General features: G+C 47.3%; 19 protein-coding genes and 1 tRNA gene. 11 read left to right on the top strand and 9 right to left on the bottom strand.

From position 1 onward, the window contains the following. Positions 1-19 precede the first annotated feature (19 nt). Positions 20-1,420 (bottom strand): hypothetical protein, encoded by a 1,401-nt coding sequence (locus tag ACYVFD_RS31315; protein ID WP_461094557.1) that lies wholly within the window; start codon positions 1,418-1,420, stop codon positions 20-22. 218 nt (positions 1,421-1,638) lie between these two features. On the opposite strand from ACYVFD_RS31315, the gene ACYVFD_RS31320 reads away from it, so the two are divergent. From ACYVFD_RS31320 to ACYVFD_RS31330, 3 genes are all read left to right on the top strand, one after another. Further along, positions 1,639-3,486, top strand: a complete 1,848-nt coding sequence (locus tag ACYVFD_RS31320; RefSeq protein WP_461094558.1) for an ABC transporter ATP-binding protein — start codon at positions 1,639-1,641, stop codon at positions 3,484-3,486. Positions 3,487-3,623: 137 nt separating this feature from the next. Then, on the top strand, positions 3,624-4,232 hold the full coding sequence (locus ACYVFD_RS31325; RefSeq protein ID WP_461094559.1) for a hypothetical protein: 609 nt from the start codon (positions 3,624-3,626) through the stop codon (positions 4,230-4,232). A gap of 94 nt (positions 4,233-4,326) precedes the next feature. Further along, positions 4,327-5,547, top strand: coding sequence for an OmpA family protein (locus ACYVFD_RS31330; protein WP_461094560.1), 1,221 nt, complete (start codon positions 4,327-4,329; stop codon positions 5,545-5,547). Position 5,548: 1 nt separating this feature from the next. Here the strand turns inward: ACYVFD_RS31330 and ACYVFD_RS31335 are convergent, their stop codons facing one another. From ACYVFD_RS31335 to ACYVFD_RS31345, 3 genes are all read right to left on the bottom strand, one after another. Then, positions 5,549-6,940: a Gfo/Idh/MocA family protein gene (locus ACYVFD_RS31335; RefSeq protein ID WP_461094561.1), complete on the bottom strand. Its 1,392-nt coding sequence runs from the start codon at positions 6,938-6,940 to the stop codon at positions 5,549-5,551. 98 nt (positions 6,941-7,038) lie between these two features. Then, positions 7,039-7,821 carry an NIPSNAP family protein gene (locus ACYVFD_RS31340; protein ID WP_461094562.1) on the bottom strand — a complete coding sequence of 261 codons (783 nt, stop codon included), beginning with the start codon at positions 7,819-7,821 and terminating at the stop codon, positions 7,039-7,041. A 1,235-nt stretch (positions 7,822-9,056) separates the two neighbouring features. Then, complete coding sequence (locus ACYVFD_RS31345) at positions 9,057-9,620, bottom strand: hypothetical protein (RefSeq protein ID WP_461094563.1); 564 nt, start codon at positions 9,618-9,620, stop codon at positions 9,057-9,059. A gap of 550 nt (positions 9,621-10,170) precedes the next feature. Here ACYVFD_RS31345 and ACYVFD_RS31350 point away from each other — a divergent pair. Both ACYVFD_RS31350 and ACYVFD_RS31355 read left to right on the top strand, forming a co-directional pair. Further along, entirely contained in the window at positions 10,171-10,707 is a 537-nt protein-coding gene (locus ACYVFD_RS31350) for a DUF6252 domain-containing protein (RefSeq protein ID WP_461094564.1), read from the top strand. A gap of 190 nt (positions 10,708-10,897) precedes the next feature. Next, positions 10,898-11,062, top strand: a complete 165-nt coding sequence (locus ACYVFD_RS31355) for a hypothetical protein (protein WP_461094565.1) — start codon at positions 10,898-10,900, stop codon at positions 11,060-11,062. Positions 11,063-11,170: 108 nt separating this feature from the next. Here ACYVFD_RS31355 and ACYVFD_RS31360 read toward each other — a convergent pair whose 3' ends face one another. Beyond that, on the bottom strand, positions 11,171-12,376 hold the full coding sequence (locus tag ACYVFD_RS31360; protein WP_461094566.1) for a serine hydrolase domain-containing protein: 1,206 nt from the start codon (positions 12,374-12,376) through the stop codon (positions 11,171-11,173). Positions 12,377-12,787: 411 nt separating this feature from the next. After that, a tRNA-Thr gene (locus ACYVFD_RS31365) sits at positions 12,788-12,863 on the bottom strand. Positions 12,864-12,938: 75 nt separating this feature from the next. Between ACYVFD_RS31365 and ACYVFD_RS31370 the strand changes: the two genes are divergently transcribed. From ACYVFD_RS31370 to ACYVFD_RS31380, 3 genes are all read left to right on the top strand, one after another. Further along, positions 12,939-14,900, top strand: a complete 1,962-nt coding sequence (locus ACYVFD_RS31370; protein WP_461094567.1) for an ABC-F family ATP-binding cassette domain-containing protein — start codon at positions 12,939-12,941, stop codon at positions 14,898-14,900. Positions 14,901-15,222: 322 nt separating this feature from the next. After that, entirely contained in the window at positions 15,223-16,035 is an 813-nt protein-coding gene (locus ACYVFD_RS31375; protein ID WP_461094568.1) for a class I SAM-dependent methyltransferase, read from the top strand. 130 nt (positions 16,036-16,165) lie between these two features. Continuing rightward, positions 16,166-17,224, top strand: coding sequence for a PA0069 family radical SAM protein (locus ACYVFD_RS31380; RefSeq protein ID WP_461094569.1), 1,059 nt, complete (start codon positions 16,166-16,168; stop codon positions 17,222-17,224). Between the two features lie 75 nt (positions 17,225-17,299). Here the strand turns inward: ACYVFD_RS31380 and ACYVFD_RS31385 are convergent, their stop codons facing one another. Further along, complete coding sequence (locus ACYVFD_RS31385; protein WP_461094570.1) at positions 17,300-18,244, bottom strand: bestrophin family protein; 945 nt, start codon at positions 18,242-18,244, stop codon at positions 17,300-17,302. A gap of 183 nt (positions 18,245-18,427) precedes the next feature. Here ACYVFD_RS31385 and ACYVFD_RS31390 point away from each other — a divergent pair, with 183 nt between their 5' ends. Further along, positions 18,428-19,675 (top strand): type IX secretion system plug protein, encoded by a 1,248-nt coding sequence (locus ACYVFD_RS31390; RefSeq protein WP_461094652.1) that lies wholly within the window; start codon positions 18,428-18,430, stop codon positions 19,673-19,675. 70 nt (positions 19,676-19,745) lie between these two features. Here the strand turns inward: ACYVFD_RS31390 and ychF are convergent, their stop codons facing one another. Both ychF and ACYVFD_RS31400 read right to left on the bottom strand, forming a co-directional pair. Then, positions 19,746-20,846: a redox-regulated ATPase YchF gene (ychF, locus tag ACYVFD_RS31395; protein ID WP_461094571.1), complete on the bottom strand. Its 1,101-nt coding sequence runs from the start codon at positions 20,844-20,846 to the stop codon at positions 19,746-19,748. A 270-nt stretch (positions 20,847-21,116) separates the two neighbouring features. After that, positions 21,117-21,443: a DUF3276 family protein gene (locus ACYVFD_RS31400; protein ID WP_461094572.1), complete on the bottom strand. Its 327-nt coding sequence runs from the start codon at positions 21,441-21,443 to the stop codon at positions 21,117-21,119. 274 nt (positions 21,444-21,717) lie between these two features. Between ACYVFD_RS31400 and ACYVFD_RS31405 the strand changes: the two genes are divergently transcribed. After that, on the top strand, positions 21,718-22,152 hold the full coding sequence (locus ACYVFD_RS31405; RefSeq protein ID WP_461094573.1) for a septal ring lytic transglycosylase RlpA family protein: 435 nt from the start codon (positions 21,718-21,720) through the stop codon (positions 22,150-22,152). 217 nt (positions 22,153-22,369) lie between these two features. Continuing rightward, positions 22,370-23,281: a DUF58 domain-containing protein gene (locus ACYVFD_RS31410; RefSeq protein WP_461094574.1), complete on the top strand. Its 912-nt coding sequence runs from the start codon at positions 22,370-22,372 to the stop codon at positions 23,279-23,281. Positions 23,282-23,330: the final 49 nt, after the last annotated feature.

The raw sequence follows: 23,330 nt of genomic DNA on the forward strand, positions 1-23,330 counted from the left end.
ATGGCTAGTTGCTGATTGCTTACTTACAAACCTGATACGTTGCTGATGCGTCTTTTTGCCAGAATGGCTTCACCTGCGACAGGCTGGGTACGCAGATCGTCTGGATGTTGTTACTGTCGCATCGTAAATAGCTCAATGAGGTGTTCTTACTCAAATCCAGGCTCGTCAACTGGTTGTCGTAACATGCCAAATTGCTTAGAGACGTATTTTTCGTGACGTCCAGACCCGTCAGTTGATTGCTATAACAAGTCAATTCTGACAGAGCCGTGTTGCTACTAAGCACTAAACCCGTTAAGCGGTTGTACGGGCAATTCAAGGTCGTAAGGCCCATATTCGTTGACAGGTCCAGACTGGTAAGCTGATTACTTTCACAATCCACAGTAGACAGGGCGGTATTCTTCGACACATCCAGACTTGACAGTTGATTATAAGAGCATAAGAGTTTGACCAGGGCGGTATTCTTCGACACATCCAGACTCGTCAATCCAACCGCCGAACAGTTCAACTCCTTTAAGGCCGTATTCTGACTAATGTCCAGTCCAGTCAGTTTTGTGAATGAGTAATCAAGGTTTGTTAAGGCGATATTTTTGGTCAGCTCCAGATTCGTCAGGCCGGTGCTGCTACAGATTAGCCTTGTCAGGGCTGTGTTTTTGGACAGGTCCAGACTGGTCAGGGTCTGATTATTGGCACAGTTGAGCTGACTTAGGCTTGGGTTCTGGCTGAGATCGAGCCCTTTCAGACTATTGTTTGAACAGGTCAGTGTCGTTAAAGCCGTATTCTTCGTAAGATCCAGATTGGTTAGCTTGTTCGCCGAGCAGTTTAACTCCGTCAGCACTGTATTCTTGCTGATATCCAGACTGGTAAGCTGGTTACTGGAGCAGTCTAAATAGGTTAGGTTCACAAACGCTTCAATGCCCTGCAAATTGCTGATCCCCTGACTCGCAACAGTCAGACTGGTTACTTTCTGAGCATTGGCCAACAGGATTTTCCCATCCTTGGTATCGTCGAATCGAAGGTCGATCAGTCGTTGTTCAAAAGCTCCGTCGGGAATAGTAGCGTAGGGATTGGTACCAATCACGAGGTTAAACGAGATAGGGGTAGCCGCTTTATGGTTATCGAACGCGATGACGCTACCCGCTACTGTAAGGCCATAACCCACATTTTTGATGGTGAAGGTTGTATCGGTCAGGTTTTTGGCCAGCGTATCTTTATACACCACCGAATAGGTTACCGGATCGCCGTTGGGGTCTTTCGCGCGTGTCCAGCTCAGAACGACATCGTTGCTGTTGGCTGGTTGTTTAGCCGTTACGGTGAACACCTCCGGCGACAGATTCGGATCGGGACCATCATCTTTTTTGCAGGAGATCACGAACAAGCTTAACAGGAAAATCAGGGAAAGAAAAGTAGTTTGGTTTTTCATGATAAAAACGAGTATAGGTTAGTCATTGCGATGTAATACGAGGGAGAGCACGGGAAATTCCCGGAGCGAATACCGGCAACAGACGCCTGTAACCATAAAGAGTAGGTAACTGATTTCATGCTGTTGTATCCACGCTTATCGTAAACCTCTATCAAACAGCTTCATTCGGAGCGATTGCCGATGAACTAATCCCGTGCTGTACTTGTCTTTTTGATGTTATGGCAAAAACAGTACCAACTCATGCAAATCCTACCGAAACAAAAGACCAGATAAGCTGGCGCGAGCGTTTTGCCGCGCTGGGAAATCTGCCAGCGTTTTTCCGACTGGTCTGGCAGGTGTCGCCAGGCCTGTTTCTGGGCAATGCGTTTCTTCGGTTAATTCGGGCGGCCATCCCAACGGCTACCCTATATGTGGGCAAACTGATTATCGATCAGGTTGTCGCGCTTTCCAAACATCCTGATGCCGATAAGCGCACACTCTGGTGGCTGGTCGGTGCTGAATTCGGTCTGGCTATTGTTTCAACTTCACTAGGGCGGGCAGTAGCGCTGATGGATAGCCTGCTGGGCGATCTGTTTGCGAATCGGACATCCATTCGACTGATGGAACATGCGGCAACGCTTGATCTGGAACAGTTTGAAGATGCTACCTTTTACGATAAGCTCGAACGTGCCCGGCGGCAGACTACGGGTCGAACAGTCCTGCTTTCGGGCGTATTTGGGCAGGTGCAGGAACTGATTTCGGTTGGCTTTCTGGCGGCTGGTCTGGCGGTATATAATCCCTGGCTGCTACTCCTGATTCTGGTGGCGGTAACGCCCTCATTTATTGGCGATAATTACTTCAATCAGCGTAGCTATTCGCTCTCTCGCTCCTGGACACCCGAACGACGCGAACTCGATTACCTGCGGTATATTGGAGCCAGTGACGAAACGGCTAAAGAGGTTAAGATTTTTGGGTTATCGGGCTTTCTGATCGATCGGTTTCGCGAACTGTCGTGGCAATATTACCTGAAAAATAAGGCATTGGCTATCAGCCGTGCTGGTTGGGGTACGTTGCTGACAGCGCTGGGAACGGCAGGTTATTACGGAGCTTACGTCTGGATTGTGATGCGGGCTGTTGGCGGACAGATTTCGTTGGGCGACCTGACATTTCTGGCGGGTTCATTTCGGCAGGTGCGGGGTTCGCTGGAAGGAATTCTACTTCAGTTGAGCAGCCTTACGCAGGAAGCCATCTATTTGCAGGACCTGTTCGATTATTTCGCTATACAACCCCTGATTCATTCGCCATCTACCTCACGACCATTCCCCAGTCCAATCCGGGAAGGATTTGTCTTCGAAAATGTTGGCTTTAAGTACACCAACTCCGATCGATGGGCGCTGCGGAATTTATCATTTACGCTTCAGGCGGGCGAAAAACTGGCGTTGGTAGGCGAAAACGGCGCAGGCAAAACGACCCTGGTAAAGTTATTAGCCCGCCTTTACGACCCGGCTGAAGGCCGAATTCTACTCGATGGTTACGACCTTCGTGAGTATGACCTGGCTGAACTTCGACGGAATATCGGGGTGATCTTTCAGGATTATACCCGGTTCAAAATGTCGGCAGGGGTTAATATTGCCGTTGGCGACATTGACCAGCGCACTAATCAGGATCGAATTGAGACATCGGCCCAACGGAGCCTGGCCGATACGGTGATTGCCAAACTTTCCGGTGGGTATGATCAGCAACTGGGCCGTTCGTTCGGCAAAGGGGTTGAACTGTCGGGGGGCGAGTGGCAGAAAGTGGCCCTGGCGCGGGCGTATATGCGCGATGCGCAGCTGATCATCCTCGATGAGCCTACGGCCGCTCTGGACGCTCGTGCCGAATACGAAGTGTTTCAACGGTTTGCCAAGCTTACTGAAGGTAAATCGTCGGTCATTATTTCGCACCGATTCAGCACCGTTCGCATGGCCGACCGTATTCTGGTGCTCGAAAATGGAACTCTGCTCGAAATTGGCTCACACTACGAACTGCTGGAAAAGGACGGGCGATACGCGGAATTGTTCGGGCTACAGGCGCGAGGTTATCAGTAGAGTAAATCGTACAAATCTCTATCTTATATCTATTATGACAAGGCTTGTATAGCTTATAGGAAACGCGTTAATTTGTTTGCCGGCCGCCAGATCATACGTTGGCTATATACCAACAGGTTCTAAACTCATCCGAATCTATGAAATCGTTTTTGAGCAGCTTTTTTCTCGTCGGGGCACTCAGCAGTGCATTCGCCCAGACACCTACCATTCCGTCGCCCGACACCCAGATTAAAGTGGCAGTTCTGGCCGCTCCTGCCGACAAACGCGACGGCGCTACGGTATATGGCTACTCGGCAAAAAATGAATTTACCATACTTCGAAAAGGAACGAACGAGCTGATCTGTCTGGCCGATGATCCCTCCCAAAAAGGGTTGAGTGTTTCTTGCTACCATCGCGATCTGGACCCATTTATGGAGCGGGGGCGGGTATTGAAAAAAGAAGGGAAAAAACCCAACGAGATTCTGGCCATTCGGGAGCAGGAAACGAAGGATAAGAAATTGACGATGCCTTCGCACCCGTCGTCACTGTTCTCCTATTCGGCCAAAGACGAGGATTATAACCCCGCAACCGGTGAGGTGAAAGATGGTTACCTTCGCTATGTGGTGTATATCCCATACGCTACGGCCGAAAGCACGGGCCTGCCTACCAAACCCGAAGCACCCGGTATGCCCTGGATTATGGACCCCGGCACGCACCGGGCGCACATCATGATAAACCCGCCGGTATCGTCAACGGCGCATCATTGATTGGGCGAAAAACTAAGTTGCTGTTGAGCAGTTAGGTGAGGCAACCCTATACAGTTTCAGAGACTCTATAGGTTTCAAAAAGGATAAGCAACTTATGGCTCTCCAAATCAGCAAGGTATTTCTGACAACAGTGGCCTATCTGCTGTTCGTTAGTGCCGGTATGGCCCAACGGAGAGAGGTTGATTATTCACGAATCAAAGCGTCACCCAAAGCGAGTCCGGTGATGGCGGCCAATGTGGACTCAGGGCGCAAAGTCAGCCCCAGCATTTTAACCATCAAGGCATTTGCCGTTGATATTCGTAAACCACTGGCATCGGCGGCTGTAACGATAACCTCCAAAGTAACCGGTAAAACACAACGGTTTTCATTAGCAAATGGGCGTCTGGAGCATGTGCTTACGGAGTCCGATGTGCTGGCTATTGAGGTAAGTGCAGCGGGGTATACAACCGTTTTTACCAGTATGGCCATTGCTGTATCACCGACGGGCAGCCGTCATGAGTTTGATGCTCAGTTAGATCCATACCTGATTAAACTGACCGTGTGGGCCACCGACAGCCACACGAAGAAAGTCATCACTGACGCACACTTTTCGATTTCGGGTAAGGCAGGTGAGGCTACCCTGTTGCTTTCGCCCGATACGGCTACTGGGCTGGTCAAAACGAATTTACCACGTAAGGGATTTTATCAACTCACTAGTTCGGCACCCGGCTATGGCGATTTTACAAAATCTATCCGGCTGGATAGTGTACAGAACGAAGCGCAGGTCATCTTAACACCCAGAAAAACACCCGATGTAAGTCAGGCACAGGCGCTTCCCGAAGCCGTTGTAAAATCGGCAAAGACGGCGCGGGTAGATGTTCCTGATGCCCCGTTGCCCATAAAGAGAACCATACTATCAGGCACTATACCAGCTCCGGTAGTAGCCGCCGTTGCTCCGAGAACGATCACACCAAAACCATTTGGTGTGATCGAAAAAGGTAAGCCTGTCCGATTGGAGAGTATTTATTTTGATCAAAGTTCCCCTGTTCTCCGGCCACAATCGTTCCCAGAGCTTGACCAACTAGCCACCATGCTCATCGAAAATCCATCGATGCAACTCGAAATCCGTGGGCATACAGATAATCAGGGCGATTTTGATTTGAACGTGAAACTCTCCCGCGATCGGTGCCAGGCCGTTGTCGACTACCTTGTGAGTAAGGGCATTGCCAAAACCCGACTGAAAGCGGTTGGACGTGGTCCCATCGACCTCATTGCCCCAAACACCAACGAAGACAACCGAAAGAAGAACCGGCGCGTAGAGTTTGTCGTCCTCTGAATTAGGCGGTCGGTTCGGGGCCCCGAAAGGCGTCTTTCTTGTTAGCAGGTGCCAATTTCACTGGCCTGCCTTCACGGGCTGACTGATAAATGGCTTCGATGATTTTTTGATCCTGAAGGCCCTCTTCACCCGGCGTAAATGGGGTTTTGTTGTCGAGAATGCATTCCGAAAAATGATCAATTTCCGTAGCAAACTGGTCCTGATCGCCGATTTCATGCTGCGTTTCCTGATTCTCTTTACCCTGAGCCTGACTGGTGGCCAGTTTTAATCCTTTATACGGGAAAGCGGGGTCCATTTTTATCCAGCCTTTGTCGGCCAGTACTTTATAGTTCTTATCGTCGTGATGACCGTAGCTGGTGGCGCAACAGGCCTGGACACCACTCGGAAATTTCATCAGCCAGTTCACCTGCTCTTCCACTTCTGTAAAGCGTGGGTCATTGGGCGTACTGTGTACATAGCCTGTTACTTCAGAGGGTTCTTCACCCAATACGTAACGAATGGTGTTGAGGCAATATAGCCCTACGTCGGGAAGGCTTCCACCACCGGCCAACGCCTTTTTGAATCGCCAGTGATCGGGATTGTCGGAGTTCTGACCGTTGTTGGCCATAATTGATTTTACCTTCCCAAACTGCTCTTTCTGCACCATTTCCCGAACGATCTTGTGGTGCGGTTCATACTGAATCCGATAGGCAATCATCAGTTTACGTCCGGCTTTCTGACAGGCATCGATCATGGCCTGACATTCGGCTGCGGTGTTTGCCATGGGCTTTTCGCAGAGGATATGCTTGCCCGCCTGCGCTCCACGGATGGTATATTCGGCATGCATGCCATTGGGAAGCACAATGTAAATAGCCTGTACGTCTTTGTTGTCGCGCAGTTTGTCGTAGTCGGCGTAGCTGTAACAGCTTTCTTTTTTGATGCCGTACTGAGCTGCTACTTTTTGCAATTTTTCAGGGCTCCCGCTGACCAGAGCCACCACTTTTGATTTTTTAGCGGCACCGAAAGCGGGTAAAATTTGGTTGAGCGTGAGATGTCCTAACCCCACAATTGCATAACCAACCCGTTGATCGTCGGGCAGGGGAGAGGGTGTTGGCGCTTCTTCCTGTTCGGTTTTGGCTTTGATCTGTTCCAGCTCGATGGGTTTGGTTGGGTCGCTAGGAACAGTAGCCGGTGGTGACGTGGCCGGGAGGTTAGGAACAGGGCCACTAGGTGTGTTGGTTGTTCCTGTGGCGGCTGCGCTCGTGTCGGGCTTTTTATCGCACGCAGTCAGTGTGCTACCTACGGCACCCAGAGCTAGTCCACGACCTGTCAGTTCAAGAAATTCCTGACGAGAAACACGGCTGCTACCAGGTTTATCAAGTAAAAAGTTAACAAAACGATCAATCGGTTTCATAACGTGGTTGAGTTTACGTCATGAAACCGATTGTGAAAGAGGTTGTTTGGCAAAAAGCCAAAAACTGAGGTTTGCAGGATAGACGATTGACGTCTGCTTTATTTGATGGGTGAGTAATCGGTTGGCTTCATGTAGATCGACTCAACTTTGGTGGTCAGCGCGCCATCTTTCTCCGATTCAGCTTTGACGGCTACCCATTTGGGGTCTTTCCGAAACTCATCGAAATGCTGTTTACCTTCGGCTTCGCTCGGATGTGCCAGAATGTAAACCAGCTTCGGCTGAGCGGTAGCATCTTTTTCCTGCGTAACCCAGTAGCCAATGTGGGTCATGCCGTGTTTGCTGAATAACTTGATCGTATGGTCGCGGAAGCGAGTCAGCAGATTGGGTAATTTGCCCGGTGCTGGCGTGTAGGTACGCAGTTCGAAGGTGCGCTCGGGCGATTTTTGGGTGAGCTTGATTTTGGGCGAAATATCTGACTCGGTCATGAAAATCTGATCGACATGATCCACCAGTTTGCCGTTCGCTTCCGTTTTGGCAACAACGGCTTTCCATTCCGGATCGCTGCCAAAGGCTTTCCACGATGCATCCCGGGCTTCCCGACTAGGATAGGCCAGAATATAAATGAGTTCTTTGTTTGTCGTATCGGTAGGGGTCCAGTAACCGATATTTTCCATGCCGTGCTTTTCGAAAATCTTCAAGGTGTACTGCCGAAAGCGGTCGACAATCTCAGCGTATTTACCCGGAGTTGGGTGATAAATACGAACTTCATAAAATTTAGAGTCTGCTTTATGCTGACTGGTTTTGCCAGGATTTGGCGTACTCATTGTGGCTGTGTTCATCAGCAGGCCAAACGTAAGAAGCGAGTACAGGGATGCGATCATTTTCTGAAACGAATAGGGTAAAATACGCTTTACGATAGAAGCGATAAGGAGTCCGTTTCTAATTGAATATCGATACAGATCGTGTGAATTTTATGATAAATTGGCAGAATACGGTTGAAAGACCTCGGCCAGGAATAAACGTAACACGACAACCTCGTCCCGGAAGACGAGGTTGTAATTGGATAAAAGGTAAGCATGGGTATCAGGGAAACGTATTATTAAGACTCTATACGTTCTTAAAAAGTAACAGGAGCTATTGATAACAAAAAAACGCTGACCTTTTCAAGTCAGCGTTTCCCATATACCCATATATGTAATCCACGACAATCTGTCTCCAGACTGCGATGAACGTATAAAAGACTAAACAATAACCGGGCCAAGTAGTACGTCGGACATTGTGTCAGCGTGATTTTCTCAAAAGAAAACTTAAATCTGGGAGAAATGGTATTTTGAGTTTTACCAAATTTACTAATTAAATTATTTAAATATGAAATTTAGTAACAATAAGATTATTGCAGTTAAAATAAGTGTATTAAATGATGTTGACCGGCTATATTGGCTGATGAGCTATAAGCTTGATGCCAAAGTGGTGAACACTATTATTTTATTAGTGTATGGCCCTGCCTACTCTAGATATAAATGAACAATCTGGACTACTAAAGACCAACATAAACTCAAAAGATCTAAATCGTAGCACGGCTTTTTTGCGAAAATCCTGGATATAAAAAAATCCCGAAACAATCGTTTCGGGATTTTTTATATTAGAAGCTGTTTAAACTTTTCAAATTTCATTAAAACCGGTCAGCATGACAAAAACACGCATTTTTGAATTTCCTTTAAAAGTTTAAACAGATTCTTAGTGTAAATTATTGACAGTCAGTAAATAGGGAAAGAAAAGGGGCGGATTAGTCAATAATGAAAACTTTTTATCCGCAGGGGACAGGTTGCCGTTTAGGAGTACATACTTTCGTACTTAATCGAGCGGCCTTTACCGGCTACTTGGTTTGGTCAGAGCCGGTTGGGGAGTTCCTCCGACCTATTTGTTTTATCAATGTATCATAAACTCAGCGAGGTGTAGTATTTCGATATATTGTTTTGTGAGATCACAATCTGATACTGTCCAGGTTACTAGTGAAAGTGTTTCAGTATTCGAGCCTTTTGAAAACAGCTATTTACCTTATTTCTGACCCTCTTTACTTCTAAAGTCCGTTAGGGTCATTCCATCATAACTTTACTTAGCAACCGCCTTGGCGAGGGGCGCGTTTGTAAATTAGTTTACTATCTCGTTCTACATAGTCGCCCGATACTATTGGATAGGAATACTTGGGCGCGTGCGATACACTATGGCTTCTTATAATTATTTTGTCATTAACGTTCAGGCTATGCAATTGCCGAAATTCATTGTTAACGTTCAAAATATTCTTGTCAGACTTTTCCGTTCCAAAACTAATAATATAATCGTCACCATTAATCCTGACCATCATTCCGAAACCTAATCGTGAGCCTGGCGGAAGAGAAAGAGAGGTTATAACAGCCTCCATATTGGTAAAAGCACTTAAATGCTTCCGTATTTTAGCTTCACCGGCATACACTTTTTTACCTTCAGGAGACGCTTCCCATTTTTTATACTTTATACCATCAGGGGTAGCTTCCCATTTCTTTAACGCAGCTTTCCTTTCAGCAGAGAGTAGCTTTGAGATTGACTTTTTAGAAACTTCATTTTTAATCTCACGATTAGCAAATACTAGCCCGCTTACCACAACCATCGGTAAGATCAGCGCATAAATGATTTTTTTCATAGTTAAGGCATTCTTTTATTTTCAAGGATTTCAACCACTGCGGTAGGTAGCAAAGCTAAAAGTTTCTATCCTGTCGTCTGTTAATGCCCTGTAAAAGAATGTTAACGAAACGTAAAAGCTTCTTTTACAGACCCCTATGGATTTTGTCCTCTAAGTAGTCGGATATATTGTACAATATGTTGCCTATACAACTGTCTTACAAATTTCGACTTTCATAACATGATACACTGACTCTAAAGCATTATTGTAAAAAGCTCAGAGTAAGCCTTAGGTAATTTGGTAGTCAGATAAACGGGTATTCACTGAAAAGGAGGCTAGACTGAAGGCTCATACTTTGGCAAACAGTGAAGGCAAAGACGCGACTCCGACTGGCTTTAGTCGTGCCATGGGCAGCGAGGCAAACCTCAGCCAGTAACCATTTTTGCTCTCATTTCCACCGACTTTAAAGTGAAACCCTCCCCCTGTATAGTAGGCCTTACTATGCCCTTAGGCTAGTTGTAGCTTTGAGCCATCAAACGAAACAAATACTAAAAACAACTTTATCTCAGTCATGAAAACTGCTAATCTGGTTATCCTACTCACAGTTTCTGCTACCCTTTGTCTTTGCTCATGCAGCAAAAAGTCTGACGATGTGATGCCGACTCCAACCACAAACACAACCCCAACTTCACCTGGAACCACTCAGACAACTCCGGCTCAATCTACTACGCAGGCCCTGGGTGGGTTTCAGGTCAAAGTAGATGGCTATCTCTATACACCTGACTTGAATTATGCGCTGACAACCTCTCCCGGTGATGATAACTACTTCGGCATCTATGGGCTCGATAGCAAAACAGGTAATTTGGTAGCGCTGCTCTTACCTAAAACGGTGGGTGAGGGGACTTTTCCCATTAACAAGGTCAACATGGGTATCATCACGGTCAACAAATATGATTACTCGACCCGCAATGATGGTACGGGCACGGTGACGATCACCAAAAAGACGGCCACCAACGTGGTAGGTACGTTTAGCTTTACGGCATATGATGCCTCGGGTCTATACAAAGGCACGTTGACGGAAGGGAGTTTCAACGTGGCCTTTAAGTAACCAACTTTTAACCAGATTCCCCCGCCGGAAAGCAGTCCACTTGAAGTGGCTATTTCGGAGGGGGACTTTGCCATTAGAGCGCGCATCAGCGGAGAGTGAACTACTTACTTTGTGCGTAGAAGTACAAACCGAATTTAGCCCATTCACAAGTCGATTGTCTTTACTCAATACTGGTTCGTAAACTTGGTCTATGAACAATAGCATCACCCTTCAACAGGGCATGACCTACCGGCAGGTCCAGCAAGCCTTCGAAGCCAACTGGCCTCTCTTAACCATTGTCCTGTTCCACCCTACGCCCGGCCTTTACAAAGCACCTCAGCACACCGCTGGATGCTTTCTGGGTGAAATAAATTAAAATGGGTCACAAAATCTCCGCCGTCTCAGATTCTCACGAAATCCTCCCAAAATTGAGACTCATGAGGTACCAGGTATCAGCTTCAAAAACTGGAAATTTCTACAAGTACTAGTCGCTCATTCTATTTCGCACGGAATTAGCGTATCTTTTTTCAGTAATGAACGCTTCTGCAATGGGATATATATACTTAAATAGGTCAGCAGAGGCATACCCATCCCGATTAATGACCATTGAAATGGATAGATTATAAGCCGGAAACATAACCAACATACATGTCCCTCCACCGGCACTCCCTCCATGATGGATCTGCTGCACATTTTGGCTTTGTTGAAATAGCCGGGCCGTATCATTCTTCCAACCAAGGGCGTAGTTCAAACCGTTGATTTTGCCGTTCGTTAGTTTTTGTGGTTCGGTGAGAATGGCAATGGTTCTAGCGGTAAGAAATGTATGGTTCAGCAGTGAATTACCCAGTTTGACCAAATCCGAAGGTGTAGAAAGCAGGCCTCCTCCTGCCCATTTGTTGCTATTATTGACCTCAATTGCTTTCTTAAAGGTACTATCCTGCTTTTGAAAATTATAAAACTGGGCGCGGCCGACAATATCTTTAGTCTTATCATCACCGACGGTATGATACATCTGCAAGGGGACAAATACTTCCTTACTCATAAAGGGTAAAAACTCGGTTTTCGTTACCTGTTCGAAAACGGCGCTTAGAACCGTATAGTTGTAAGTGGAATAACTGAACCTGGTACCTGGTTGGAATAATAGAGAATCATGGATAAACACGTCCACACTTTCTCGGATACTGCCGAACTGAACGTTGCTGTTAAATTCATTATTCTTATAATTCCGGATCCCAGACGTATGGGCTGCTAGTTGCCGAATTGTAATGGAGGGATAGAATGGATCAAGGAAGGATAGGTACGATTGAATTGGGTCATCCAATTGGACCAGATTTTGTTGAAGGAGTTTACCCAATGCCATGGAGGTAACGGCCTTTGACGAACTGCCAATTCGAAATTGGGTTGTCGTATCGGCAGGCTCTTGCCTTTCTATATTCTTGTACCCCCTGGCGGCTGCCCATACAATACGATTGTCCATACCGACTGCTACTGAAATGGCTGGGGTCATTATTTCATCTTTTGCCTGTGATAAAATAGTTTCCGCTTGTTGGATAGCCTGACGATAGTAACTTTTTGTTTCAGTTTTTTTGGCGACCCGGCAGCTACCAACGGCAAGCGCTACCAGGAGCAGGAGCATGGTTGCCCAGCCCTTGTGGTTGAAAAACTTTTTTCTTGATAAGTCAGTCGTCATTCGTGTTGGTCTACGTATACTTCAAGCCATTTTAAACTAATGCGAACCATAGTGATGGTTTAACGATTTGGTGCTTAGACCAGTTAACGTTTTGCGTATTGGAAAGCAACTCGTTAATGCAAAGACGACTGACCGTTTAAAACATTACAGATAGGTTCATTTTGTAGTTTAATAATAGCATGACTACACTATTCACAAAGTCCTGCGACTCAACCGCTGATACCTCATCATCAGAAACTGAGATTGATAAGCTGATTTATGAATTATATGGGTTGACAGAGGAAGAAATTGCCATGGTGGAGGGGCGTTGATGGCTATTGAATGCGTTAATAGATTGTCTATCTGTTGGGGCTGTAGAAGTCGTTAACACGTATCAATAAAAAATCCCGAAACTAGCTGTTTCGGGATTAATGGAGCCTCCTACGGGATTCGAACCTGCGACCTACGCATTACGAATGCGTCGCTCTACCAGCTGAGCTAAGGAGGCTTTTGCGGCTGCAAATATAGTGTTTTGGAATTTAACAATGCAAGTATCCGGCTTCTTTTTGGTAAATTTGCCTCCATGATTTCCATCACAAACCTCTCGTATTACCTCGGTAGCCGGGCTCTTTATGAAAATGCCTCGTTACATATTAAACCTGGACAAAAAATTGGTCTGATCGGCCTGAACGGTACAGGAAAATCCACGCTCCTCCGAATTATCAATGGCGAATATCAGGCCGATGGCGGAACTATCTCCAAAGCGGGTGATGTAACCCTCGGATTCCTGAATCAGGATTTGCTGTCGTATCAGACCGATGACTCCATCTTATCGGTGGCTATGCAGGCCTTCGAGCGGCAGAATCAACTGCAAAAACAAATCGACGACCTCCTCCACGAGATGGAAACCAATTACCGCGATGAACTGGTCGATAAGCTGGGGAAAGTGCAGGAAGAGTTTGATGCGTTGGATGGGTATTCGGTACAAGCAAAAGCCGAGGAAATTCTGGAAGGGCTGGGGTTTTCGACGGATGATCTGCAAAAGCCGCTACGGACCTTCTCGGGAGGATGGCGGATGCGGGTTATTCTGGCGAAACTGTTGCTGCAAAAGCCCTCGCTGCTCATGCTCGATGAGCCCACCAACCACCTCGACTTACCTTCTATCCAATGGGTTGAGAAATACATTCAGACCTACGAAGGTGCCGTTATTGTGGTTTCGCACGACCGGGAATTTCTGGATAATGTCATTGACGTAACGGTAGAGGTAGCGGGTGCCAAGCTGAATTATTATCCGGGCAATTATTCGTTCTATCTGGAAGAAAAGGCATTACGCAATGAGATCCAGAAAGGAGCTTACGAAAATCAGCAGGCTAAAATCCGGCAGACGGAGCGATTTATTGAACGCTTTAAAGCGAAAGCTACAAAAGCCAAACAGGCACAAAGCCGGGTCAAACAACTGGCCCGGATGGAACTGGTGGATGCCGTGATCGACGAGTCGGCGCGGGTGAACTTCAAGTTCCAGTTCTCAACCCAACCCGGTCGACATATTCTGCACCTCGACGATATTACGAAGCATTACGGCCCCAAACGCATTCTGACCCATGCCGATATTCGGCTCGAACGGGGTGATAAGGTGGCGCTGATTGGTGCTAATGGCCGTGGTAAGTCGACGCTGTTACGAATTATTTCGGGTTCTGAACCACTAAACGATGGGCGTCGGCAATTGGGGCATAACGTGTCATTTAGCTTTTATGCACAGCACCAGTTGGAATCGCTGAGCGTAGAAGACACACTGCTCGATGAGTTGAAACATGCCAATCCGACCAAGACCGAAGGCGAACTGCGGGGCGTTTTGGGGTGCTTTCTGTTCTCCAATGAAGAAGTGTTCAAAAAAATCAAAGTGTTATCGGGGGGCGAAAAATCGCGGGTGGCGTTGGCTAAAGTACTCCTGTCGCAGGCTAACTTCCTGTTGCTCGACGAACCGACCAACCACCTGGATATGCAGTCGGTGAACATTCTGATTCAGGCACTGGAGCAGTACGAAGGTACGTATGTGGTCGTTTCCCACGACCGTTATTTTGTATCGCAGATTGCCAATAAGATCTGGTACATCGAAGACGAGCAGATCAAGGAATATCCGGGTACGTACGATGAGTACGAATGGTGGATGGAAGAGAAAAAGCAGGGAGCTGGGAGCAAGGGGCAGGGAGCCCAGGGAAATGCTGAAACTCCTGCAATCCCGGCAACCCCTGCGCGTAGCGCCCCCGCTACTCGCGCATCGGACGATGAGCGCAAAGAAGGGCAGAAAACGCTTAAAAAGCTTACCCAGCAAGCCGAAGAAGCCGAATCCAAGATTGGTCAATTGGAGGATCGCAAAAAGCGGCTGGAAGCCGAACTCGCCGATCCGGCTACCTATGGCGATGACAAGCTCATGCAAGCTAAAAATGATGAGTATCGGCGTATTGTAGCCCAGATCGCACAGCTTCAGGACGAGTGGGAAACCGCAATGCTCGAAGCTGAAGAGTGGGAGAAGAAACTGGCTTAATTGACTCCTTCTATATCAGGGCAGATTCGGTAGTTTAACCCGTTTTGGGTTAAACTACCGAATCTGCCCTGATGCTTTTTTACCCCTGATTACTATCCTGTTTTACCTGCTGCATCTCAATTCAAAACCTGTTCCCAAATCGGGAAGCGTATGTCATTGGCTGCCAGTGCATACTGGTATGAGCCACATCTCAGTTATACGATAAGAAAATAGATTGGATTACTGAAAAAAGGCTGATATTCAAGATATTGATAGCGATTTCGTGAGGACTAGTCTTAATATGCTCGTAAAACATATCGCAAACTTTTAACCTTCAAAAAAGATGAATCCAAACCAGGCATTATGGGAAAAAGGCGACTTTACACGGATGGCTGAAACGATGCGGGAAAGCGGTGCCGATTTGATCGCCAGACTAAATATTACCGAAGGGCTACGTATACTTGATCTGGGCTGTGGGGATGGTACCACTGCCATACCAGCCGCAAAAGCTGGTGCCCAAGTTTTAGGTGTTGATATTGCCCGGAATCTGGTGGAAGCTGGCAATAAACGGGCCGAAAGCGAAGGGATCGCCAACTGTACGTTTCAGCAGGGAGATGCTACCAATCTGAGTGATTTAAGCGACCAGACGTTTGATCTGGTCATCAGTTTCTTCGGGGCCATGTTTGCTCCCAAACCTGTTGAGGTTGCTAAGGAAATGGTACGGGTAACCCGACCGGGAGGCCGGATTGTGATGGGAAACTGGATTCCTGGTGACCCCACATTAGTTGCCCAGATACTGCGCATCAGTTCAGCCTACACCCCGCCCCCGCCGGAAGGTTTCATTAGCCCCATGCTTTGGGGAGTGGAAAGTAACGTAGTTGAACGCTTTGGCCAGGCTGGGATACCCAAAGAGAATATCGCCTTTGAGCGGGCAACGTATACATTTCAGGCGCCATTCCCTACGTCTGAATTCCTGTCGCGCTTCAAAAACTATTACGGCCCGACCATGAACGCATTCGAAGCAGCAGAAAAGAACGGGAAAGACCAGGAATTACAGCGCGAATTGGAGGAACTGTTTGCCAGCCAGAATCAAAGTGCTTCCGAAGATACAACCTTAATACCAGCCACTTACCTGCGCGTGACGGTGAAGCGTTAGCATATAGTCGGTAATCGGTTATACTGAAGGTGAATAAATTCATGGATAGCGAACTACCTCGGTAATCTTCACCTGAAAATTTAGCTATACAATACAAGTAAAATATACAAAGATTTTACTTGTATTGTATATGGGTAATTATAAAAAAGGTAGAGGAGCGCAATTCAACACGGCGAACTCATTTGCAAAACATCAGTATGAATCGGCTGATGCGCAAGCGTCATTTGATGATGATTTTCCTGAGCCAGTCATAAAGACGCAGTTTTTTGACGAAACACCGAAGCAGATCATTAGTCGCCCAAATAGCCCTGATATTGGTTTTGAGGCTTCTATTAACCCTTATCAGGGGTGCGAACACGGCTGTATTTACTGCTATGCCCGACCTACACACGAGTATTGGGGATTTTCGGCTGGTCTTGATTTTGAAAGTAAGATCATGGTCAAGAAGAATGCACCGGCCTTGCTCGAAAAGCAGTTCCAGGCTCGTGCTTACAAGCCCGTTGTCATTCACTTTTCGGGAAATACGGATTGCTATCAACCGGCCGAGCGAACATACCAACTTACCCGCCAGATGCTCGCCCTATGCCTGAAGTATCGAAATCCGGTTACGATTATCACAAAAAATGCGCTGATTTTGCGGGATTTAGATATTCTGAAGCCTCTGGCCGAACTGAAACTGGTTAATGTCGCCATCTCCATCACTACACTGACCGAAAGCCTTCGGTTGCTGATGGAACCCCGAACGGTTACAGCGGCTCAGCGATTGAAAACGATGGGGATATTACATCAGGCAGGAGTACCCGTAGGGATCATGACAGCCCCGATTATACCCAGCCTGAACGATCACGAAATTCCTAAATTGATCGAACAGGCGGCTGAGCAGGGAGCCTGCTGGGCGGCTTATACTATCGTTCGTCTAAATGGCGCTTTAGGTCCATTGTTCACCAATTGGTTGAAACAAACATTCCCGGATCGGACCGAGCGTGTTCTTAAGCAAATAGCCGATTGTCATGGCGGTCAACTGGCCGATTCACGTTTTAAAACCCGGATGTCAGGCGAGGGGCCGTACGCCCAGCAGATTGCTCAACTGCATCGCATTGCCTGCCAGAAGTATCTGAGCGGCCGTCAGGTGCCATCCCTGACAACGGAACTGTTTCGGCCTGCCGGTCAGATTGGGTTGTTTGAGTAAGGCGGACATCCTGTCCGCAGGTTAACTACCTACTGTATACCTGCGGACAGGATGTCGGTATGCCGCACCACCGCCTTACTGATCATACCGAAAACCTTTCTTGGGGCTGTCTGAGGATTCGGCCTGCTCCAGCGTTAGTTTGTGATCGAACGACTGGGTAACGGTTTTGTGAATGCCTTTGCAGATGGTGTCGAGCGGGAGGTCGTTATCGTCGGTGCCAAATGGGTTTTCAATTTCCTCGGCAATGACCTCCAGACTGGCCAGCACATAAAATACGAATACGACCAGTGGAATAACCAGATAATGCAGATTCGATACGTACCCAAAGGGCAGCGTAAGGCAGTACATGAAGATGAATTTCTTGATAAATGAGCTGTAGGAGAACGGAATAGGGGTGTTTTTGATCCGCTCACAAGCTCCACAAACGTCCATGAATGATTGAATTTCCGGGTTGAGAACAACCAGGTGTTCGGCCAGCAAAACCTCCCGGCGTTGCAGATCGACCAGTTTGCCGAAAATAGCCAGTGCAATTTGTTGAGGAACATGTTCGTTCATGTGCAGTTGCTGGGCATCAAAAACGGTTGTACTGGTAAATTCGGGTTCAATCGGTTTGCTCCGAAGGTGATTTTTGAGGGCAAAGGCAAAATTGGGAATCATCGCCCGGAAAAATGCGCGGCTTTCGGCTTCCGAACTACCTAGTAATTGATCTAACTTCAGAGCCATATTGCGGCTGTTGTTGACCAGACTACCCCACAGTTTCCGTCCTTCCCACCAACGATCATAGGCCGTGTTGGTCCGAAAAACCAGCAGCATCGAAATTACAAAGCTCAGCAGCGTATGCATGAGCGAAAAGTTTTTCAAATGCGGATTTTCACTCAGGTCGAATAGCTCGAGCAGATGAACGATAGTAAACGAATAAACACCTACGCCAATCAGAATGGGGGTTAATTTCCGAACTGTATCCGCACGGTTTACAGTGAGGATAAACCGAATCCATTCTTTCGGGTTATAATTGACCATAGCTACGCTGCGTTGAGTTAACTAATGAACAATGAATAATGTAGAATGAATAATATTAAACGGACACACCATTATTCATTCTACATTATTCATTATCCATTTACTTTGTCAATGATGACCCTAAAATTAACGTTCATGCGCGTTTGTATCCCGTTGTTGGCCTTTTTATTTTGGTGGCTACCGATGCTGTCTATAGCACAGCAGCTCCAGACCATCGACCATATTTACGATTCGCATGTGCAAACTGTGCTGTTGTTTCCGCAGGTGAGCGCCAACCTGAATGACCCGGCTTTAACCCTAAACCCGCCAGTAATTTCGCTGGATGAGGAAGTGCCCCTTCAACTGGAGTTTGATGACCTGACGGGTACTTATCGATCATTTCGGGCCAGGCTGGTGCATTGTAACGCCGACTGGCAGCGATCCATCCTGAACGACATTGAATTTACCTACGAATACAATGATAACCCCATTACGGAATATCAGATTTCGGTCAATACCAAGGTTCCCTACTTTCATTATCGGTTTACACTGCCCAAAGTAAAGCTACCGGGCAATTATGTGCTGGTGGTCTATGACGAACGTAACCGGAACAACATCATTCTGACGCGTCGGTTCATGACCTATCAGAACCGGCTCAACGTAGCCGCATCGGCCCGTTTTTCAAGCGATCCGGGTCGCCAGTTTGTTGATCAGCAGATCGATTTTACGATCAATTATCGGGGTTATCAGGTGATTTCTCCCCAGGATGATTTCAAGGTTGTGATCCGTCAGAATTACCGCGACGACCGTACCCTTCACGGACTACGGCCAACGAATGTGCAGGCGTTCGATCAGGTGCTTGAATATCGATTGATTGACCTGACCAACACCATGCCAGGAGGTAATGAGTTCCGGTTTTTCGATACCCGAACGGTCTTATCCCGCGCCAACTATATCGACCGTATCGACCGTAATGCCGACCGAAACGTTGTCTTCGTGCAGGTTGATCAGCCGCGTAGTCGGGGAATTTACATTCAGAGTGACGATTTCAATGGCCTATTTGTGATCGACCACCGCGAAACGGGCAACGGTGCGACCAATGCCGATTACATCGAAACGATTTTTACGCTCAAAACACCCGAGATTCCCGGTGTCGATATGTTCGTGAACGGGGCCTTTAATTTCTGGCAACTAACCGATCGAAATCGAATGGAATATGATGCCTTGCTGGGCGCTTATCGGGCGTCGATTCTGTTGAAACAGGGCGTTTATAACTACGATTACATCGTTAAAACAACGGGTACACAGCCTCGAGTCGATGAGAATTTCGTAGAAGGAACGTATTCCTCCACCGAAAATGATTACGAAATTCTGGTCTACCATCGTCCGCCAGCCTCCCGCGCCGATCAGCTAGTGGCCTATCGCCGATTGGGTATCAATAAACGTAAGTAACGTAGGGCGGGTGGAAACCCGCTAGTTATTTTAAAACAAAAAAGGCGGGTTTCCACCCGCCCTACAAAACTTATGCTCCATGCAGGAATTCCATGATGTCGCCATCCTGCACGACGTACTCTTTGCCTTCCACGGCTAGCTTACCGGCTTCGCGAACGCCTGATTCAGTTTTGAACTGCTGGAAGTCGGGAAGCTTCATGACCTGCGCCCGGATGAATTTTTTCTCAAAATCGGAGTGAATCACGCCGGCGGCCTGTGGCGCTTTCCAGCCACGGTGGATGGTCCAGGCCCGAACTTCTTTGACACCCGCTGTGAAGTACGTAATCAGGCCCAGCAGCTTGTACGACGCTTTGATTAGTTTGCTCAATCCAGATTCGGTCAGGCTGTATTCGCCCAGAAACAGCTCACGTTCTTCGGGGTCTTCCATCTCGGCAATCTGCGATTCGATGCCCGCGCTAATCACCACAACATCGGCCCCTTCGTCTTTCACGGCCTCGCGAAGCGCATCCGAGTAAGCATTTCCGTTCGGCAGCGAGCCTTCGTCAACGTTGGCTACGTAGATGACCGGCTTGATAGTCAGTAGTGCAATGTCGCCAATGGCAGCTTCACGTTCTTCGGGCGAGAGGTTAACCGTCCGGGCACTTTTGCCTGCTTCCAGGGCGGTTTTGTACAGCTTCAGGATTTCCAGATCGGCTTTGGCTTTGGCATCTCCAACCTGAGCCGCTTTCGCAATTTTCTGGATTTTTTTGTCGACCGACTCTAAATCTTTTAGTTGCAATTCAGCATCGATAATTTCCTTATCCGCAATCGGATTGACCTTACCTTCGACGTGTACGATGTTGTCGTCTTCGAAGCAGCGGATCACATGCACGATGGCGTCGACCTCACGAATATTGGCCAGGAATTTATTGCCCAAACCAGCGCCCTGGCTGGCTCCTTTGACAAGCCCGGCAATATCGACAAACTCAATGATGGTTGGAACCACTTTTTGTGGTTTTACCAGCCCTTCGAGAATATCCAGTCGTTCGTCGGGAACGGTCACTACACCGACATTTGGTTCTATTGTACAGAACGGATAATTGGCGGCTTCGGCCTTTCCACTCGAAATCGCATTAAACAGCGTCGATTTGCCTACGTTCGGCAAACCCACGATTCCACATTGTAAACCCATAGTTAATTGTGAATGAGCGATTGAGTGCTTGAGTGAATATTGCTTGTGTCAGCTATTCACTCAAGCACTCAATTACTCAATCGCTCATTGATTTTTGCAAAAATACACCCGTAATGGCGGACCGCAAAAAAAGCCTTCGGTGGAATGCTGAAGGCTAAGGGTAAGTTGAGCTATAAAGCCGCAGATTTGTTGGGATGTAAAGTTTACGTCATACAGTAGCTTGTAAGCAAAATTCATAATGGCAACGGTGGGCCATGGCAAATCTTGGGTTTACTCCCATTTTAATTCACTGGCGAAGTCGTCTTGCTCATCGCGTTCGCGCTGGACGAATTGCGCAAAATCCACATCAGGCATTAGTTCGGTTTTCACATGCTCGACGGTTTCCTGCAATGCTTCAACAAACTTGTCGAAGTCTTCTTTATAGAGAAACATTTTGTGCTTCTCATAGATAAAGCCATCTCCCTGCGGATGTCGGCGACTTTCGGTAATGGTTAAATAGTAATCGTTGGTACGGGTCGATTTAACATCGAAAAAATACGTTCGTTTTCCCGCCCGAACACGCCTGGAATAGATCTTCTCGCGGTCTCTTTCGTCCACAATCAATTAGGTTTAGTGAGTTCACAACCACTAAAGTACGGTCATAAACCAAAGAACAAAAACAAAGCCAATAAATATATTTTGGGGTAGAATTGCCACAAAATGAAACGGGGTTTGTGGAGGCCGTTCCACAGTTTTTTGGCTAAATGCTTGGTTATTAAGTCCCTCTGGGTTATCTTTGTTATACAGGAATTGCACTTTTTGGGGACGGGTGGTGTATGAGATGCTGATCTGCATATGCCCCGTTTATTTTTTTCACGTAACCAATAGCTGTATGAGTTTGATCATGTCCCTTATGTTGTTTTTTAGCAACATGAAACCGGCGGAGGCCCTTCCGGGCCTCATACAGAAAGGCAAAGCGTCTTTTTATTCCAAGAAGTTCAATGGGCGGAAGACCTATTACGGTGAGCGCGTTAGTTCCGAAGCCCTTGAAGGCGCTCATCTCCGCCTGCCACTCAATACCCTGGTTGAAGTTACAAACCTTGACAACAACCGTTCGGTAATTGTACGAATCAATGATCGAGGGCCTTTTTCAAAAGGACGGATCATCGATCTTACGCATGCGGCAGCCCGTGCATTGGGCATGGTTTCGAAAGGAATCGCCAATGTGTCACTTCGGGTTGTAGGAAAAGGCCAGGCCATAGCGCTGGCGCCTACAGCATTCGATACCCCTGTTGATTACCAGTTTATGCTGGAACCTGTACTCTAACCCATCTGGTAAGCTGTACCCAACCGAACCGTTTGAATTTCCCTGTGCAATTCCTGTGGGAGATGTCAAACGGTTCGGTTTTTGCGTTAATTTCAAAGAGCGAATCTAAAGAGCGAAAGAGTGAAAGAGCGAAAGAGCGAAAACCTGCCGGATGGTTTTTGCTGGCGCCCCAGCCCTTCGCTCTTTCGCTCTTTCACTCTTTCGCTCTTTAGACTACATGAAGCAACCCCTTAATCTTAGTCAGGTACGTTCGTTTGGTAATGTCGAGTTCCTGGCCCGCCAGATGGTCGAAGGATTTATTACCGGGCTGCACAAATCGCCCTTTCACGGTTTTTCAGTGGAATTTGCGGAGCATCGACTCTATAATACCGGTGAAACAACCCGCCATATAGACTGGAAAGTTTTTGGTAAGACCGAAAAATTGTTCGTCAAACGGTATGAAGAAGAAACGAACTTACGCTGTCATCTGCTGGTCGATACGTCGTCGTCGATGTATTACCCGGATGCCAACTATGGGAAGATAACCTTTAGTGTGATGGCCGCTGCTTGTCTGGCGTATATGCTCCAGCGTCAGAAGGATGCCGTGAGTCTGACAACCTTTGCCGATCAGATCGACCTGCAAACGCCAACCAAATCAACACCGTCGCATGTACATAAGCTGTTTACCCAACTGGACCAGTTGATGCATCAGCCAAAACCCCTGCGTCGGACCTCGGCGGCTGACGTGATCCACCAGGTTGCCGAAAAAATTAATAAGCGGTCGCTGGTGGTTATTTTCAGCGATATGTTTGAGAACGCCGATAAGTCGGATGCGTTGTTTTCGTCCCTTCAGCACCTGCGCCATAACCTGCATGAGGTGCTGTTGTTTCATGTTACGGATAAGAAAACCGAAGAAGACTTTGCGTTTGACGAACGTCCCTATGAATTCATCGACCTCGAAACAGGTGAGAAAGTCAAACTCCAGCCAGGGCAGGTTCGCGAGACCTACCAGCAGGCGGTTAAATCCTATTTTCAGGAGCTAAAAATGAAATGTGGTCAGTATAAAATCGACTTCATCGAAGCTGACATTGCCCAGGGTTTCGACCAGATTCTGACGGCGTATCTGGTGAAACGGACTAAAATGAGGTAGTTAGGAGCGAGGAGTTAGAAGTGAGAAGGGCTGACGCAAGATAGTTCTT

The organism is Spirosoma gilvum (assembly GCF_054776815.1).